The 16,162-nt window shown below is 56.1% G+C and carries 16 protein-coding genes; 11 read left to right on the forward strand and 5 right to left on the reverse strand.

All coding sequences use genetic code 11. The features are described from left to right. Positions 1-56 precede the first annotated feature (56 nt). The 5 genes from HMPREF0183_RS07785 to HMPREF0183_RS07805 are packed head-to-tail and all read left to right on the forward strand — an operon-like array spanning position 57 to position 5,592. Positions 57-950 (forward strand): helix-turn-helix transcriptional regulator, encoded by an 894-nt coding sequence (locus tag HMPREF0183_RS07785; RefSeq protein WP_169309671.1) that lies wholly within the window; start codon positions 57-59, stop codon positions 948-950. Continuing rightward, positions 943-1,818, forward strand: coding sequence for a helix-turn-helix transcriptional regulator (locus HMPREF0183_RS07790; protein WP_040348580.1), 876 nt, complete (start codon positions 943-945; stop codon positions 1,816-1,818). Before HMPREF0183_RS07785 ends, HMPREF0183_RS07790 begins: the two co-directional genes overlap by 8 nt. A gap of 28 nt (positions 1,819-1,846) precedes the next feature. Beyond that, complete coding sequence (gene tatA / locus HMPREF0183_RS07795) at positions 1,847-2,101, forward strand: Sec-independent protein translocase subunit TatA (protein WP_005884736.1); 255 nt, start codon at positions 1,847-1,849, stop codon at positions 2,099-2,101. Positions 2,102-2,136: 35 nt separating this feature from the next. After that, entirely contained in the window at positions 2,137-2,883 is a 747-nt protein-coding gene (tatC, locus tag HMPREF0183_RS07800) for a twin-arginine translocase subunit TatC (protein WP_342610896.1), read from the forward strand. Positions 2,884-2,907: 24 nt separating this feature from the next. After that, positions 2,908-5,592, forward strand: coding sequence for a DEAD/DEAH box helicase (locus HMPREF0183_RS07805; RefSeq protein ID WP_005884740.1), 2,685 nt, complete (start codon positions 2,908-2,910; stop codon positions 5,590-5,592). A 29-nt stretch (positions 5,593-5,621) separates the two neighbouring features. Here the strand turns inward: HMPREF0183_RS07805 and secA2 are convergent, their stop codons facing one another. Continuing rightward, positions 5,622-7,874, reverse strand: a complete 2,253-nt coding sequence (gene secA2 / locus HMPREF0183_RS07810; RefSeq protein WP_005884742.1) for an accessory Sec system translocase SecA2 — start codon at positions 7,872-7,874, stop codon at positions 5,622-5,624. Then, positions 7,874-9,484, reverse strand: a complete 1,611-nt coding sequence (locus HMPREF0183_RS07815) for a 5'-3' exonuclease H3TH domain-containing protein (protein WP_005884744.1) — start codon at positions 9,482-9,484, stop codon at positions 7,874-7,876. The genes secA2 and HMPREF0183_RS07815 overlap by 1 nt, the downstream gene beginning before the upstream one ends. 49 nt (positions 9,485-9,533) lie before the next feature. Here HMPREF0183_RS07815 and HMPREF0183_RS07820 point away from each other — a divergent pair, with 49 nt between their 5' ends. Together HMPREF0183_RS07820 and HMPREF0183_RS07825 are read left to right on the forward strand one after the other, a co-directional pair. Beyond that, complete coding sequence (locus tag HMPREF0183_RS07820) at positions 9,534-10,451, forward strand: hypothetical protein (protein WP_005884746.1); 918 nt, start codon at positions 9,534-9,536, stop codon at positions 10,449-10,451. 10 nt (positions 10,452-10,461) lie between these two features. Then, the gene (locus HMPREF0183_RS07825) at positions 10,462-11,214 is read left to right on the forward strand and encodes a polyprenol monophosphomannose synthase (protein ID WP_005884748.1); all 753 of its coding nucleotides are present in this window, start codon (positions 10,462-10,464) and stop codon (positions 11,212-11,214) included. Here the strand turns inward: HMPREF0183_RS07825 and HMPREF0183_RS07830 are convergent. Beyond that, positions 11,198-11,539 carry an RNA polymerase-binding protein RbpA gene (locus tag HMPREF0183_RS07830; protein ID WP_005884750.1) on the reverse strand — a complete coding sequence of 114 codons (342 nt, stop codon included), beginning with the start codon at positions 11,537-11,539 and terminating at the stop codon, positions 11,198-11,200. The two genes, HMPREF0183_RS07825 and HMPREF0183_RS07830, sit on opposite strands and share 17 nt — an antisense overlap. 109 nt (positions 11,540-11,648) lie before the next feature. Between HMPREF0183_RS07830 and HMPREF0183_RS07835 the strand changes: the two genes are divergently transcribed. The 4 genes from HMPREF0183_RS07835 (at position 11,649) to HMPREF0183_RS07850 (ending at position 14,369) form a co-directional block, all read left to right on the forward strand. After that, entirely contained in the window at positions 11,649-11,924 is a 276-nt protein-coding gene (locus HMPREF0183_RS07835) for a hypothetical protein (RefSeq protein ID WP_005884752.1), read from the forward strand. A 272-nt stretch (positions 11,925-12,196) separates the two neighbouring features. Beyond that, the gene (locus HMPREF0183_RS13290) at positions 12,197-12,853 is read left to right on the forward strand and encodes a transglycosylase family protein (RefSeq protein ID WP_005884754.1); all 657 of its coding nucleotides are present in this window, start codon (positions 12,197-12,199) and stop codon (positions 12,851-12,853) included. Between the two features lie 34 nt (positions 12,854-12,887). Continuing rightward, a complete protein-coding gene (locus tag HMPREF0183_RS07845) occupies positions 12,888-13,727 on the forward strand; it encodes a septal ring lytic transglycosylase RlpA family protein (protein ID WP_040348587.1) in 840 nt (279 codons plus the stop codon). Positions 13,728-13,919: 192 nt separating this feature from the next. Next, positions 13,920-14,369, forward strand: a complete 450-nt coding sequence (locus HMPREF0183_RS07850) for an Hsp20/alpha crystallin family protein (RefSeq protein ID WP_005884758.1) — start codon at positions 13,920-13,922, stop codon at positions 14,367-14,369. A 72-nt stretch (positions 14,370-14,441) separates the two neighbouring features. On the opposite strand, the gene HMPREF0183_RS07855 is transcribed toward HMPREF0183_RS07850, so the two are convergent. Both HMPREF0183_RS07855 and HMPREF0183_RS07860 read right to left on the reverse strand, forming a co-directional pair. Then, complete coding sequence (locus HMPREF0183_RS07855; RefSeq protein ID WP_005884760.1) at positions 14,442-15,170, reverse strand: class I SAM-dependent methyltransferase; 729 nt, start codon at positions 15,168-15,170, stop codon at positions 14,442-14,444. Beyond that, complete coding sequence (locus HMPREF0183_RS07860; protein WP_005884762.1) at positions 15,170-16,147, reverse strand: endonuclease/exonuclease/phosphatase family protein; 978 nt, start codon at positions 16,145-16,147, stop codon at positions 15,170-15,172. The genes HMPREF0183_RS07855 and HMPREF0183_RS07860 overlap by 1 nt, the downstream gene beginning before the upstream one ends. Positions 16,148-16,162: the final 15 nt, after the last annotated feature.

The raw sequence follows: 16,162 nt of genomic DNA on the forward strand, positions 1-16,162 counted from the left end.
AGCAGTATGAAAGGCTTCTCAACCTGCTCTTCGCGCTGCGCAATACGCGAATATGGATGAGCAAAGCGCAAATCCGCGAACATGTTGAAGGGTACGAAAACCTGAGCGATGACGCGTTCAACCGTATGTTTGAACGTGATAAAGCAACACTGCGAGGCATGGGGATCAACATCTCCAGCACCGGCTGGAACAACCGCCCCAATGAAGACGTGGTGTACGGCTATCGCATTACTGATGCCGACTATGCCTTGGACGAAATATCCTTTACACCCGCTCAGGTGGAGGTGCTCCGGGCAGCGTCCGTGTGGCTTCCACAAACCGGGCCAGCGGCGCGCGCTATCACTAAGCTCACGGGTCTAGGTGAAGACCTCACGCAACGCGACGTCCCTGTTCCGGCTGCTGCTACCAACACTCAACTCACCGGCCGGTTTATCGACGCAGTTGAAGAGCGCAGGCCCCAAACGTTCACATACCGTAAGGCGGGTGGACAGCCAGAAGTACGCACGTTTTTCCCATACGGGGTTCTAAGCCGGGGCCCGCGAGTTTATGTTGTGGGCTATGACGTGAACCGGCAAGGGATCAGGGTGTTTAGGCTCAGTCGGATCGTAGGAAAAGTCAAGCATCACCCCAAGTACCGTGCAGGCGCGTACGACATTCCACAGGATTTTTCGGCACGTGATTATGTGCGGTCCGATCCCACCGTGAGTGCGACAGTAGCTGTTGCTCGGGGGCGCGGTGAAGACTTGAGGGCGCGAGCTCAGAACGTCACGCATATTGATGATGACTGGGACCGCCTCACCGTGGACGTGACAGACACGCACGCATTCATATCTGAAATGCTGGGTCTGGGGTCATTTGTGAAACCGTTGGAGCCGTCCGAGGTCGTTCAGGCATATCAAGACGGGTACCGCCAAACGGTTGAATGCCTGAAGGAGCTCGCCGGTGAGTAGCACGCCACAAGTGGTGACAACGCTGATCAGCCTGGTTGCGTACATCACCAAAAAAGAAGAAGTGCCCATCGCTGAACTCGCCGCGGTTTTTGGTCTCAAGGAAAGTACGGTACGCGACTACCTCGACGTTCTGCTGGTCAGCGGCATGCCCGGCGACTACGGCGCAAAAATCGACGTGTGGGAAAACGACGGGATCGTGTCATTGAGCAACACGGAAGGCGTTGACGTTCCGGTTCGTCTGTCCAGTCTAGAAGCGCACCTCTTGCTCATGGCGTTAGAGTCCGCAGGATCAGAAACCCCCGAGGTCGCCCAGTCTGTCATTGAGAAGTTACGTAACGCCGTGGGGGAGTGGGAGTCGGATGCGGTGAGTTTCGAACCCGCCGAGGTGTCCCCTGAGTTGCGCTCAGCCGTCACTCACGCGCTGAAGACGGGCACTGCGCTCACAATCGACTATTACGTTCGCAGCCGGGACGAAATCACCACCCGCACTATTTCTCCCATCGAGTTCAACCTTGACGGCCAGTGGTATTTAGACGCCTACTGTCACGACAAACAAGCACATCGATCCTTTCGCGTCGACTACATTCGCAACTGGGAAACCACCTCGGAACCGGCACAAAAGGGCAGCGACGAAAACAACTACGGGGAGACCTGCCGCATCAGCTTTGCACGCGAAGGTGCGTGGCTCGTTGACGAACTGACACCTCGGGCTGTGAGCTTTGACACGCACGGACCCGGTACGGTCACACTTGAGTTGACCGTGTTCTCCGCAGACTGGATCGTGCAACTGCTCATGATGCACGGGCGACACGTGTTGGCTATTGAGCCGGGGGAGTATGCACGTGCCGCGCTTGAGCGTTTAGAATAGTGTGGATCGAAAATAAGGAGAATGCTTTATGCGCCCGGAGCCGTCCCACATCATCATACTTTTGGTCATCATTATCCTGCTGTTTGGAGCTTCCAAACTGCCATCGTTGGCGCGGAACCTGGGGAAGTCGGCCAAAATCTTCCGCGACGAAGTCAAGTCGATGAACGACGACTCGAACGAAACCCCAGCCGAACTTGAGTCCTCCCGTTCCGAAGACGCTACAGACAAAGCTACACGCTCGCACGTAGATTCGACGCAGTCGGTACGCGACACCGATAAGTGAAACGTTCGAAAAACCCTGACAGAACCATGCCCCTTATGGGGCATTTTAAAGAACTACGCAATCGAATGATCGTGGCGCTCATCGCGCTCCTAATTGGAGCCGTGGTGGGCTGGTTCTTATATGACCCTGTCATTGTGCTACTAAAACGGCCCTTGGACGACGTTGCAGAGTCCCAGGGCCGTACTGCCGAACTGAACTTCGCAGGCATCGCCTCACCTTTCGATCTCAAACTCAAGGTGTCTGTCTTTATCGGGTTCATCGTGACGGCCCCGGTGTGGCTGTACGAACTGTGTGCATTTGTGGTTCCCGGCCTCACAAAGAAGGAACGTCAATACGTATTCGGGTTTCTCGCGGCCGCTCTGCCACTGTTTTTCGCCGGCGCAGCGTTGGCCTTTTTTGCGCTTCCAAAAGCGATCCAGGCGCTGGGCTCGCTCATTCCGCAAGGCGCGTCGTACATTGTTCCCGCCCAGGACTACTTGTCGTTCACCATGTTGCTCATCGTGGTGTTTGGGATCGCTTTTGTTCTGCCCGTGATCTTGGTGGGGCTGAACTTCATGGGCGTGCTCAGAGCTCAGACGATCCGCCGTTCGTGGCGTTGGGTCGTCATGTTAGCGGCCACCTTCGCGGCCATCGCCACTCCGTCACCAGACGCGATCTCCATGTTCTACCTGATGGTCCCCATGCTGTTCATGTTCTTCCTGGCATGGATCGTGTGTGCGGTGAATGACAAACGTCGCAAACGGAAAATGATTGCCCAGGGTACGTGGGTCGAAGAGGACTGACGGCCTGTCGGTTAGAGTGAGGATATGGACCACCCCACTCCCGCAGAAGCATATGCGCAGTTCCAAGCTAAAAAAGGAACCATGACTGGTCCTCTTGCAGAGTTCCGCAACGAGCTGTCTTTTGAACTCGACGACTTCCAGTTGAGAGCCTGTTCAGCTCTGAACGACGGACGTTCAGTTTTGGTGGCTGCCCCAACTGGGGCGGGTAAAACCATCGTTGCCCAGTTTGCCGTCAAACTCGCTGTGAGCCGTGGGGTTCGCGTGTTTTACACGGCACCCATCAAGGCGCTGTCGAACCAGAAGTTCAACGAACTATGCGATGCGTATGGTGAAGAGTCGGTGGGACTGCTCACCGGTGACGTGTCAATCCGGCGCGACGCTCAGATCATGGTGATGACCACCGAGGTGTTGCGCAACATGATCTATTCCGGAACCGACTTAAGCGACCTCGGGTTTGTGGTTTTGGACGAGGTTCACTACCTGGGCGACCGCTTCCGAGGGCCGGTCTGGGAAGAAGTGATCATCCACCTGCCCATCCACGTGCTGTTAGTGAGTCTGTCCGCCACCGTGTCGAACGCTGAAGAATTCGGGGCGTGGCTGGCAGAAGTGCGTGGCTCCACTGACGTGATCGTGTCGGAACACCGCCCCGTCCCACTTCACAACCACGCGTGCGTGGGAACGGACATCTTCCCGTTGTTTGCTCCTCGGGGATACAACGTGAATAAAGAGTTGGAAAGGTACGTGCGGCGTTTCCAACCCTCCCCGGGAAACCGCCGCCGAGGTCGTTACTTCACCCGCTTCCGTCGCCCTGCGAGAAGTAGTGTCATTGAGGCTTTGGGAAGCGCAAACCTGCTTCCTGCTATTTTCTTTATCTTCTCCCGCAATGGCTGTGACGATGCACTCGAGCAGTGTCTAGCTGGGGGAGTGGACCTCACATCGACCCGTGAGAAGCAGGAGATTGCGCGGCGCCTGGATGACTTGAGCGAAGAACTCCCCGCTGAGGACTTAGGCGTTTTAGGTTTCCACAACTTCTCCGCGGGCCTCATGCAGGGAATTGGGGTTCACCATGCAGGCCTGATTCCACAGTTTAAAGAGATTGTTGAAGAGCTGTTCGTCCGCGGACTTTTGCGAGTGGTGTTTGCTACCGAGACACTTGCGTTGGGTATCAACATGCCGGCGCGCACAGTGGTGCTAGAGAAACTCACCAAGTTCAATGGCGAATCCCATGTGCAGATCACGCCCGGCGAGTACACACAGCTCACCGGGCGTGCGGGACGCCGGGGGATCGACGTGGAAGGTCACGCGGTCACTGTGTGGAACCCACAGATTGAGCTTGCCGATATCGCGGCTCTTGCCTCGAAACGCACGTATGCGCTCAAGAGCCAGTTCACCCCCACGTACAACATGGCTGCGAACCTGCTTGCCCGTATGACAAGTGAGGACGCGAAGAAGGTCTTGGAAACGTCCTTTGCCCAGTATCAAGCCGACGCCGCTGTGGTTGGTCTTGCCCGACGTGTGAGGTCGAAGGAAGAAACTCTCGCTGGCTACGAGTCGGCTATGGAGTGTTCCTACGGAGACTTCTCCGAGTACGCGGGCCTGCGAAGGACGATTGCGCAACTAGAGAAGCGTGCAAGCAATCAACGCAGCAAGCTACGCCAGCGCGATGTCATCGAATCGCTCTCTCACCTGGGCGTGGGAGACACCATCTTCATTCCGAGCCGTCGCGGTTTTGGCGCGTGCGTTGTTTTGCAAGCGCTACGCAACGACGATCATGGTGTGCGTCTGCCAACGGTGCTCACGGAGTCTGGAAAAGTGTGGCACTTGCGCCCGCACGAAGTCACTGAGCCAGCAGTGAAGCTGGGCCGAATCAAACTGCCGAAGAAGTTCAATCACCGTGTGGTTGCTCATCGCAGGCAAGTGCAAGCCATTGTGGAATCAGCCCTGGACGAAGGACGACTGAAGGACCCCGCTGCGGTTCCGCGTTCCAAGCACAAAGCTCCTACCGTGGGCCAAGATGAAATCCAACTGGTACGCCAGCAGTTGCGCGATCACCCCTGCCATGAGTGTCCAGACCGTGAAACCCACGCCAGATGGGCAGAACGGGTGGCAAAGGTGGAGAAAGAGCTTTCCAGCCTCACCCACCAGATTGAGGGGCGCACCTCGTCGATCGCCCATGTGTTCGATCGCGTGTGCAATGTTCTTGTCACGTTGAAGTTCTTGCCCGACGATTCGTGGATTCTTCGCCGAATCTATGGCGAACGTGACCTACTTACCGCAATGTCGGTACGTGCAGGCATATGGGACCGTCTCACCGAACCCGAGGTCGCCGCACTGGCGTCAAGCCTGGTGTATCAGGCACGTCGCGAAGAGGCAGGGGTTCCTCGTCTCCCATCAAAGCATCTGCAAAAGGCGTTTGGTGAACTTCAGCAACTGTGGAATCAGCTGTTCCACATCGAAACAGATTCGCGTCTACCCATTACGCCTGAACCGGATCCAGGAATGATGAAAGCCATCTTCGCATGGACCGAAGGCAAAACTCTCAGCAGCGCAATGGGCAGTGCCGAGTTTTCTGCAGGTGACTTTGTCCGCTGGGCGAAGCAAACCTTGGACCTGTTGGGCCAAGTGGAGAACGTGGTCGAACCGAGCACTGCAAAAGTCATCAAACGCGCCGCCATGTCGATCCGACGTGGCGTTGTTTTGGACAGCTAGTTGCTCAGCAACGTTGACGAAGCTTTTCTCTACTTGCGCACGCGCTTGACGATGTTTTCGACGTCGGAACCAAAGGTTGATTCCGCTGCCAAGTAGGTCCACGTGGACGACGGGCGTTTCAAACCGTAGGTCTCCAAGTCCAGACCTTGTTCGGTGATCGTGGCGTCGTTGAGAACCTGGGCGGCTCCGTCAACAACATCGTCCCAGAAGGAAGAGAAAACGCGCACGGATTCAGAGTTGAACGCTTCGTGTGGTTTTTCGCGTGCCAGCGTGCGCAAATGGATACCTTCACGTAGATCGTTGAGATACGCCAGGTGGTCGACCCAACGTTCGTCGATCTTAAACAGCAACACTGAAGTGATCGCTTGCTCCACGATTGCGTCATCGAGATCGGAGTGACGCTTCACAAACTCTTCGTCCAGACGTTCCTGGACTTCGGCAACACCGTCGCCTTCACGTACCTTGTCGCGTCGCTTGAGAACCAGTTGCCGCTGCTTGGCCATGAGTTCGTTAAACCGCCACGTGTCACGGTGGATCGCGGTGTTTTCACCCTCGGCAATGCGCTGTGCGTGCTCGACCATCTGAGCCGCGCGCTTGGAGTCGATGAACCCGGTCTCATCACCGTCTTCTACGAACCTCTGTGCGTCCGGCACCCGGTCCAAGAGACTGTCTTCCAAGGAGGTGAAAAACACTGAAGTGCCGGGGTCGCCCTGACGGCCGGCACGACCTCGGAGCTGGTCATCCAAACGTGAAGACGGATACCGGCCAGCACCGATTACCAAAAGACCGCCCAGGTCAGCGACTTCTTCATCCGCTAAGCGAATGTCGGTACCGCGCCCGGCCATCTGGGTGGACACGGTGACGGCGCCCTTGGCACCGGCGCGTGAAATGATTTCGGCTTCTCGTGAATCGTCTTTCGCGTTCAGAACCTCGCTGTCGATTCCGCGTGCTTGCAGTCGGGAAGCCAAGCTTTCCGATTCGGCGACCGAACGCGTTCCGATCAGAATGGGCCGGCCCCTCTTGTGCTGGTCCAGTACCTCGTCGACAATCGCGCGTTCTTTAGATTCTTGGAACGTGTACAACCTGTCAGGCTCGTCTTCGCGAATCGTGGGCACGTTCGGCTCAATCGCAGCGATTTCAAGGTTGTAGAACTCGCGCAGATCATCGCCCACCGCAAGAGCCGTTCCCGTCATGCCACACACGGTGGGGTAGCCGTGAATCATCTCTTCAACGGTCATCTGGTCAAGAATTTCTCCGGACTCACTCGTCTCGAGTTTCTCCTTCGCCTCAACCGCGGCTTGAAGGCCATCAGGCCACCTTTGAAGTTGAGCAACACGACCTCGGGAATCCGAAATGAGTTTCACTGCTCCGTCGACAATCAGATAGTCGACATCCCGGTGGACGAGCGCTTGCGCATACAGTGCCAGGTTGATTGCAGCGAGTGTGTCAGCATCGTCGCCGAACAAATCAACATCGAGCGTTTTCTCTGCAAGGTCGATGCCCTCATCGGTCAAAGAGACGGCCTTGTGATCGTCGCTCACCTCAAAGTGGACGCCATCTTCAAGTTTTTCGACAAAACGAGCAATCTCGAAGTTTGCTTCCTCAACGTTCGTCGACCCTGCCAGGACCAACGGAACACGCGCCTCGTCAATGAGAACAGAGTCGGCTTCGTCCACAATGACCACATCCCGAGGTGGTACCCGAGTATCCGCGTCATCCTCCACGAATCTGTCCCGCAACAGGTCAAAGCCGATTTCTTGCACGGAACCGTAAACGACCTCGGCGCTGTACGCCTCCCTGCGCGTGGCATCGTCGTCTGACTCCTGAATCGACGCAACACTCACACCTAAAAGCTCAAACAGCGGACGCATCCACTCAGCGTCACGCGCCGCCAGATAGTCATTGACGCTCACCACGTGTACGTAGCGTCCCTGGAGGGCATACCCAGCCGCCGCCATCGCACCCACCAGGGTTTTACCCTCACCGGTGACCATTTGGACCACCATGCCGTCAAGAAGCGCTACGAGGCCACGGAGCTGCACGTCGTAGGGACGCTGTTCAAGAGTCTTTTCGGCTGCCACCCGAACAAGAGCCGCGAACTTGGTGAGCTGTTCGCGCTTGTCGCCGGTTTCAAAAATCTTGGTGGCGGTGGAAGGAAACTCCGAGCGTTCGAGGTCTTCGTAGTCCGACTCCGGTAAATCCTTGAGGACCTTGTCAAACCAGCCAACACGTTTTTTGGCTTGCGAACCGGGTTTATTGACGAGTTTGTCGAAAAGTCCCATCAGTGTTCTCCTCGGGTTAGAAAGGGCCACTCATGCTCAACGACCGCGTTGGGGTTGCGTCGAGTCCGAAGATATTCTTGCAGACGCGCAGCTTGGTCGCGTTTCCATTCTTTTTGCGCGCCGTGGATCTGTTCCGCGCTCAGTTGGGCGAGTTCTGGGAAGGCGTCTGCGATTGCCAGGGCTACCAGGCCCGAGGCGCGGGCATCTGCCGTTGCGTCGTGAGCGTTGTCGAGTGAAACTCCCCAACGGGCACACACGGCGTCCAACGTCCTGGGTCCCTTGCGGAAAGGTTCAGCGTGCTTGTCGATCACGAGCGTGTCGATGACGAAGAAGTCTGGGAGGGCCAGGCCGTACTGTGCGCATTCGCGGGCGAAGATTGTGAGGTCGTACGGCGCGTTGTGGGCCACGATACACGCGGGAGTGCGTTCTGCGAAAACCTGGTGTATCTGGGCGATTGCCTGTGCTCGTGGCATACCGTTCTCGCGGGCATACTCAGTGGTGATCCCGTGGACAGCTGACGCTTCAGCCGGGATCTCGCCTTCTGGGTAGATGAGCCATTCCCAGGTTTCGTGGGTGCGCATGTCAATGAGTGCAGCACTCACGATGTGCGCTGTGTGGGGGTCACGACCGGTAGTTTCAAGGTCAAATGCGTACATGGGTTCGTCCGCCCACGACGTTGGCGGTGCCTTTTGTGGTGCGTGGGACGTGAAGGTATCTGTGAGTCGGCCAATTGACCTTTCAACCCCGTAGCACTGAGCGAAGTCCTCTAGACCCGCAATGTTTGGGGTGATTGTGGCAGAGGCTTCGATGAGGTTGCCGACGTCTAAATCAGTAAGGACTGTCATAACCTCCACGTTCTTGCGAACCGCGTCTTCGGCTTCGAGCAGGTTCTCCCTGCGCTTGGGCGACAGGCCGTGATCCTTCACTCCTCGTTTGGCAGCTTCGAAAACATTGTCGAGCGTGCCGTATCCGGCAAGCAGCTTCGCAGCGGTCTTCTCGCCGATTCCGGTAGCGCCTTCCAAGCCATCCGACGGGTCGCCACGCAGAGCAGCGAGCTCGCGGTAACGCTGCCCGTTTGGAACTCCGTAAAGCTCAGGAAGGTCGTGAATGGTGGTTTCTTCCCACTGTCCCCGTGGCCGAGGTCGTAGCAACGTGACCTGTTTGTCCGGGCTGAGAAGCGATAAAAGATCGCGGTCGGGAGAGACGACCGTAATTGGGCCGTCCCACTGGCGGACGACTGAGCCAATCACGTCATCGGCTTCCGTGTCCTCGATGTGACCCACGGGCATGCCCAGGAGCGTGCATGCTTGATAAATGAGCGGGATCTGGGGGATAAGTTCGTCAGGAGTTTCAGTGCCGGGCTTGTCCTCGCGTTCTCGGTGCGCCTTGTAAGCAGGCACAATCTGAGTCCGAAACGTGGGCCTCCACGCGGCATCGCTGGCGGCAATGAAACGGGTAGTGTTCAGCCGAGTTGCCAGAGTCGCAATAGCGTCGAGCGTGCCGCGTAACGCGTTCACGGGCGTACCGTCTGAGCTCGTCAATGAGCTGGGGACGGAGTAGAACGCACGATAGTAGAGCGCGGGCGTGTCGATGATTACAAGGCCAGTCACGCACTAAACCCTACATGTGAACACCTGAAAGTGCGTTAATGTGTGGCGCGTGAGTGAAACTTTATTTGGTGGAGACGTTTATTCGAGTGCCGACCCGTTCGCAACGGCGATCACCTACGACGATGACACTGTTGTGTGGGTGGGATCTGATGAGGCGGTGAGTTCTGGTACGCCGCTCGACGGCGACTTCGTGGCACCAGGTTTTGTTGACGCAGCTGTGGACCTTCGAAACACGGACGGGTACGACTATTTAGCGTGTGGTGTGACAAGCGTTCATGTGATCGGCACTAGCGAACAGTGCGAGGCAGTTTCAGATCCCCACGTTGTCGCATACCCTACTGACGCGCGCGAAGGACGCCGCGCAGTCCGGGTCGAGGATGTCCGTGAAGCCAACGATGTGACGGACCCAGTTTTTGTTTGTGTTGATTCTGCGGCGGACCTTGCAGAGCTCGAAGGTTTAGTGCGTGACAGTGAGTGGAAGACCGCCGCGCAGCGGGCGGGGTTGCGTGTCATGGTTGGGTGCGACACGGATGTGGATCCCGAGGTGTGGGGCGGCTCAGGACTTGCAGTGACCGTGAACCCTCATCACACACGTGACTTGCACGCACTGTTCAATGCAGGTGCGCAGGTGAGCTTTTCTTTGGCCGGGAACCCCTGGGGAGCTGTTCGTGCCGGTGTAGAGAATGGGCTTTCTGCACGCGCGGCGTTTAATGCATCGACGCGTTTTGGGTTCAGAGCGCTGGGTCAGTTTGAAGGTGGCGTTCTCGCGCCCGGAACCACCGTAGACATGGTTCGGTGGTCGGCGACCTCACTGGTGGTACAGGTTGCCGATCCCAGAGTCGCTGCGTGGAGTACAGATCCGAGATCGGGAACCCCAGGTCTCCCTGACTTAAACGAGGCTTTTCCCCATGTGCGAACAATCTGGGTAGGCGGTCGGTCACACGACGTGCCGAGTGAGTCCGTGTAGCATTGCAGAAGTGAAAACTTTAGTCGTCATCCCCACGTACAACGAGCGCGAGTCATTACCCATCACCATTCAAGCGATCCGTACATACAACGACGTCGATATTTTGGTTGTCGACGACGGTTCGCCTGATGGCACGGGGGAGTGGGTACGGCAATCGGCCGACTATGAATCCACCTTGTTCTTGCTGCAACGCACTGAGAAGAACGGATTAGGGCCGGCCTATATCGCTGGGTTTACATGGGCGCTCGAACGTGACTATGAAGTGATCTGTGAAATGGACGCTGACGGTTCACACCGCGGGCGTGATTTGCCACAGTTGTTGAAACAAGTGGCGCTTGGCGCAGATTTGGCAATTGGTTCACGTTGGGTTCCCGGGGGAGCGGTAGTGAATTGGCCCCGTAACCGCCACGTGTTGTCGCGTGGAGCAAACGTCTACGTCAATATCGCTTTAGGTCTAGGTGTTCACGACGCAACGGCTGGTTTCCGTGCGTTCAAGCGCGAGGTTTTAGAGACAATTGACCTCACGCAGGTGGAATCGGCGGGTTACTGCTTTCAAATTGACATGACCATGAGGGTCGCGCTGGCCGGTTTTTCGATCGTCGAAGTCCCTATCACGTTTGTCGAACGTGAACTGGGGGAGTCGAAGATGGACGGCGGAATCATAAAAGAAGCCTTCACTCGAGTGGCTGTATGGGGAGCGTCCCGGCGCACATCTCAAGTGAAGGCTCTTGTAAGCCGTGTGTCTACTAGATCTCCGGAGTAGCCTCACCCCGACGAATAGCCAGACGTTCGTCGAGAAGCACCTGCAATTCTTCAAAACTACGACGTTCCAAGAGCATGTCCCAGTGCGTACGTGCAGCCTTTTCTGGTTCTTCGTCCGGTTCCTGTTCGCCACTGCGAACACCAATCCCGTGCGCTCCTGAGTCCCACGTAGCAGGCACTTCAGCGTCGATCGAAAAAGGAACGGTGAACGTGTACCCGTCCTCACATACATACTCGACGTGCTGGCGGGGTGCAGGCTCAACGCCGACTTCAGACTCTAACGACCGAGATCCCAGCTGTGTACCACGCAAGCTACGTTCGCTCATCGAGATCCTTTCAATAATAGCGGAAGGGAATACAACCAGAACATCGTACCGCGGCCTTGTATTCCCTGCACATATTGACCCAACAAGGGCTTGCGACCAGAATAGAGATATGACAAACGCAACGCAGTCAGATGTTCAGGACGCTACATCACGCACAATCCGCGAACGGGTGGCCACTACCGCTCACACGACGCGCGTACGGATACGAAGCACGCGACCTGCTGATGTTGTGGATGCGTCTGAAGAACGACTCAACAAGGGTGTCGAAAACGTGCGCGAAGCCCTTCACAACGGTGTCGACTTCCTTAGCCAGCTCACTGCTACTGGCGTTTCTAAGAGTGCGGACCTTACGCGCAGGGGAGTGGCCCTCTTCTCGCGTAAATAAACGCACATGCGCTGTTGCACGCATGTCAATGTAACTCACACTCTCGTGGCTTGAAAAAGTAACAGTTTGTTATATATGCTTTACAACTGTCACGGAAAGGTAACGAGATTGTAAAGGCATTTCACATGGGCAAGCACGCATCACAGAAAACTCGTGGGTCTGTTCTCGATCTCTTCTCTCGTACCAAAGAAACAGGTCGCCACTCGCAACCGAAAAAATCTAAAAAGCTGTCGGCAGCGACGGTTTTAGAATCTGGACGCCGAGCGCCAGTGATGGCAGCTATCGCAGTGCCAACGGTAGCGATCGTTGCCGTGGCTGTCGCGGGAGTCGTTGGTGCACCCCAAGGGGGAGACACCTCGGCGGAGGCCTCCACAAAGCCTGAAACGCTTGCTGTTGAACAGCCACAGTCCGGCTCCAACGAACACGAAAAGGACTTCAAGACAGCCGAGGATCAATCGAAGGATGTCGCATCCCACGGCGAGGTATCTTTGGCCATGCCACAGCCAGAAGAGGAAGAGCCTGTGGCGTCGTCATCTTCTTCCTCGCAAAGCTCAGGTTCATCACAGAAGAGCTCATCGAAGAAGGGTTCGTCAAGGAAAGGCTCATCGAGCTCCAGCGGGTCATCTGATGCGGACGCGGGCGACGCAAGTGGCGATTACTCATCGCCAATGAGCACAGCTGAGATCAAGGCCATGCTGGGTGGTCCCGGATCACGCTGGTACAAAATCGTCAAGTGTGAATCCACATTCAATCCGCGCGCCATCAACAAGTCCAACCGCGCACACTTTGGTCTGTTCCAGTTTAAGTTGGCCACATGGCGATCAGTTGGGGGCAAGGGCAATCCTATTGATGCCCACCCGCGCGAACAGTTCAAGCGCGCAAAGATGTTGCAGGCTAAAGCCGGCTGGGGCCAGTGGTCCTGCGCTTAGTCTGTGCAAGTTTTAGAGGTATTAAGGAACGTATATGGGTAAGCACTCGGCATCAAAATCGGCTACGCAAGGTTCACTCAAAGATCTGTTTGCTCGCCGTAAGTCATCGGGTGGCCGTCACGGTGAGCCTGCATCGGCTGCAGGCGTATTGGCCTCTGGGCGGCGCACGCCCGTTATGGCGGCAATTGCTATCCCAACGGCTGCCATTGCCACGATTGCTGTGGCTGGCGTTGTGAATAACGGCCAGGGGGAGCCCAGCCCTGACGCTGAAGCGCAGGCTTCTGGTCGCGACTACTATGAGCCTGACTTTGCTCTGCCTCAAAGCGACTCTGAACAGGTCGCTGAAGTGAAGAAGCACGAAGAAGAGGCCAAGAAGCAGAGCAAGGTGGCCGTGCCTGTCGCAAAAGCGAAAGCTCCAGAACAAGAATCTGAGAGTAAATCGTCACAATCAAGCGACTCTAAGTCACAATCAAGCGACTCTAAGTCACAATCAAGCGACTCTAAGGGTGGCTCTAAGGCTAGCCCTAAGGGCGCTTCGGCAGACGACTCGAACAAGCCTCACAACACAAAGGCTTCGGGACAGGGCGGAACGTGCAAGGCGTCCATGTATGGCAATGGTGATGGTACACATGGTGGGCCTACGGCTAGCGGTGAACGCTTCAACGCAAACGCTATGACGGCAGCTCACAAGTCGCTTCCGATGAACAGTCGTGTGAAAGTCACCAACAAGGCTAACGGTAAATCGGTTGTTGTTCGCATCAATGACCGTGGACCATACGTCGGTGGGCGTTGCTTGGATCTTTCTGTCGCCGCCATGAAGTCTGTGGGCGGTTACAGCAGTGGCGTCATCTCGGTGTCATACGAGGTTCTTTAAAGAAACTGACTTTGCCGGTTAAGCCCTGCCATGGGTAATTAGCCGATAATATACATTATGTTAAGTAGGTCATCTGGCCCGCCTCCTCTGAGCTCTGAATTTCGCGTAGAGTTCACTTACTCGCGGAATAATTTCTAAGTTGAGTGCGTTAGGCTCAATGTACAGAGTTCATAACAAGGAAGGTGACCTTCTATGGCTACTCGCTTTGACCCAATCCGTGACATTGACCGCTTCATCTCTGAAGTTACCCGTAGCAACTCGACTGCGTTGCCCATGGACCTTTTCCGTGACGGCGAGAACTACGTGGCACGCATCGACATGCCAGGTGTCCGCCCTGAAAGCATCGACGTTGACGTTGAAGACCGCACCCTGACAGTGCGCGCAGAACGTGATGCTGAAGTCAGCGACGGGATTGAATGGCTCACCCGCGAACGCCCAACCGGTACCGCTGCTCGTCAGCTCACCCTGGGCAACCGGATTGCTGTCGACCGTATCGTTGCAGACTTTAAAGATGGTGTTCTGACACTCACCATCCCAGTCTCCGAAGAAGCTAAGCCACGCAAAATTTCGATCTCGCACAGCGGTAACACCACCTCGGCAGACACCGCAGTCAACCCAGGCTCCTCCAACGTGGATGCCTAAGGAAAACATGGCGCACAGCTGACGCGCCTTCTATAAAGGGTCAGACGGGGGAACATCTCCCCTGTCTGACCTTTACTCATTCAACCTCGCCACGTAGGTGAGGCACACATACGGCAGTTGAAGCTTCTCCCCCATGGGATTTTCGCGGAACAAGTAATCCCGCAAGTTGCTCACAATCCGATCACGCTGGTGTTGTCCCGAACGCAACCAATACGAACGCGTAGACGCAAGACCCACTACGTCGTCAAAGGTGACCTCTTGCTTAAACGTGCGCACATGGGCCTCAACGTCCCCAAAAGCGTCGCTAAGTTTGGGGCGCCATTCCTCTCGATACACGTCGCCCGCGTGAATGATTCGCGCGATCCGCATGACCCAGTCATGCGAAACGTTTAACTGGTTAATCAAAATAGCCACTACTCCCCCAGGCACTAATACCCTGGCGCATTCCTTAACAGTCAGCTCTGCGTCGACCCAGTGCCACGACTGAGCGAACGTCACCATATCGACGCTCGCATCAGCTACAGGGATGTTCTCGCCTGTGCCCACAAGAGAGCGGCATGGGTTCAATTCCAAGGCCGAGGAGTCTGGATCGATCGCCACAACGTTCAGGCCACGGTCGCTTAGCGCGGAGCTGAGTTTTCCACTTCCCGCTCCCACATCGATCACGCGTGGGCCTGGTGTTGCATTCACACAAAAATCAAGCGCTTCGTCCGGATAACCTGGACGAAACTGGTCATACGCATGAGGAGATTGACCAAAGTTCCGCCCATGAAGTCGATTCGTGATCTTTGGCTGTACCATCAGTTCCCCTGCACCGCGTATGAAAGTTGCAGACCCCGGTGATCACTCCCGTCAACCACGAACATTTCACCTTTATAAGGAGTCAGAACGTTGTGGTTATACAGATGGTGGTCGATACGTGCCCCTAACAGACTTGACCATGACGACGGCCAACTTCCCCTGGCTCCCATTTTGAGTTCATCCGCGGCATCTACACACCGGCCCGTGCGCATGAGCGGTGAATCAGTGGTTGCGTTGAAGTCTCCAGCGAGCAATGTCGCATGCTCACACAAGTCACGCTCAGTCTTCACACTTCGAGCCCAATTACGCTGATCAACAGAACGTTGCACGGGCGCGTGGGCATGAACCGAATAGACCTCACCAATTGAGGTACGAACACCCGCCGTAGCAAACGGCAATGTGTGTGAGTCAATGACCTGAGGTTTTAGATTCTTCTTCACCAGTAATAGAGAATCTGCGTCCGTAGGCGAAGCAGTCGGGGTTTCTGGGGTGACCAGGTACTTGTCCACTAGCCCGTACTTCTCGAGCTTGTCTTCAACAGTTGTATGAGCAGCTTCTTGCATCGCGACAATGTCAGCATCCGTATCACGAATCCGCTGAAACAACCGGTCATACGAATTGTTTCCAATCAATACGTTCGCACTTACCACGGTGAGCGAATCCCCAGAAGGTGCTGCCACCTCGGCCGAATTACGCAAACCTTTTGACGCCCACTGGACTCCCACACCTGCCGTGAACAGCGCAACTACCACAAGCATAGAAAGCAACATGGGAGACCGGAACAGCGCCCACGCAAGAAAACCAACGAGCACCGCGGCACCCACCGTGGCCAGCGCAAACGGCCGCATAGCAGTAAAGTGAACGAACCCAGTAACGGTGTGAAGGCTGAAAGCCGCGGGGAAGAAGCACAGCAAGCTCACTAGAAGCCCAAGACCGGCACCGAAAATGACCGAGGGGCGTCGTAACGCATGAAGCATGATGCTTAGGATAGT

Source organism: Brevibacterium mcbrellneri ATCC 49030, assembly GCF_000178455.1.
In the GTDB taxonomy this organism is placed as follows: Bacteria; Actinomycetota; Actinomycetes; order Actinomycetales; family Brevibacteriaceae; genus Brevibacterium; species Brevibacterium mcbrellneri.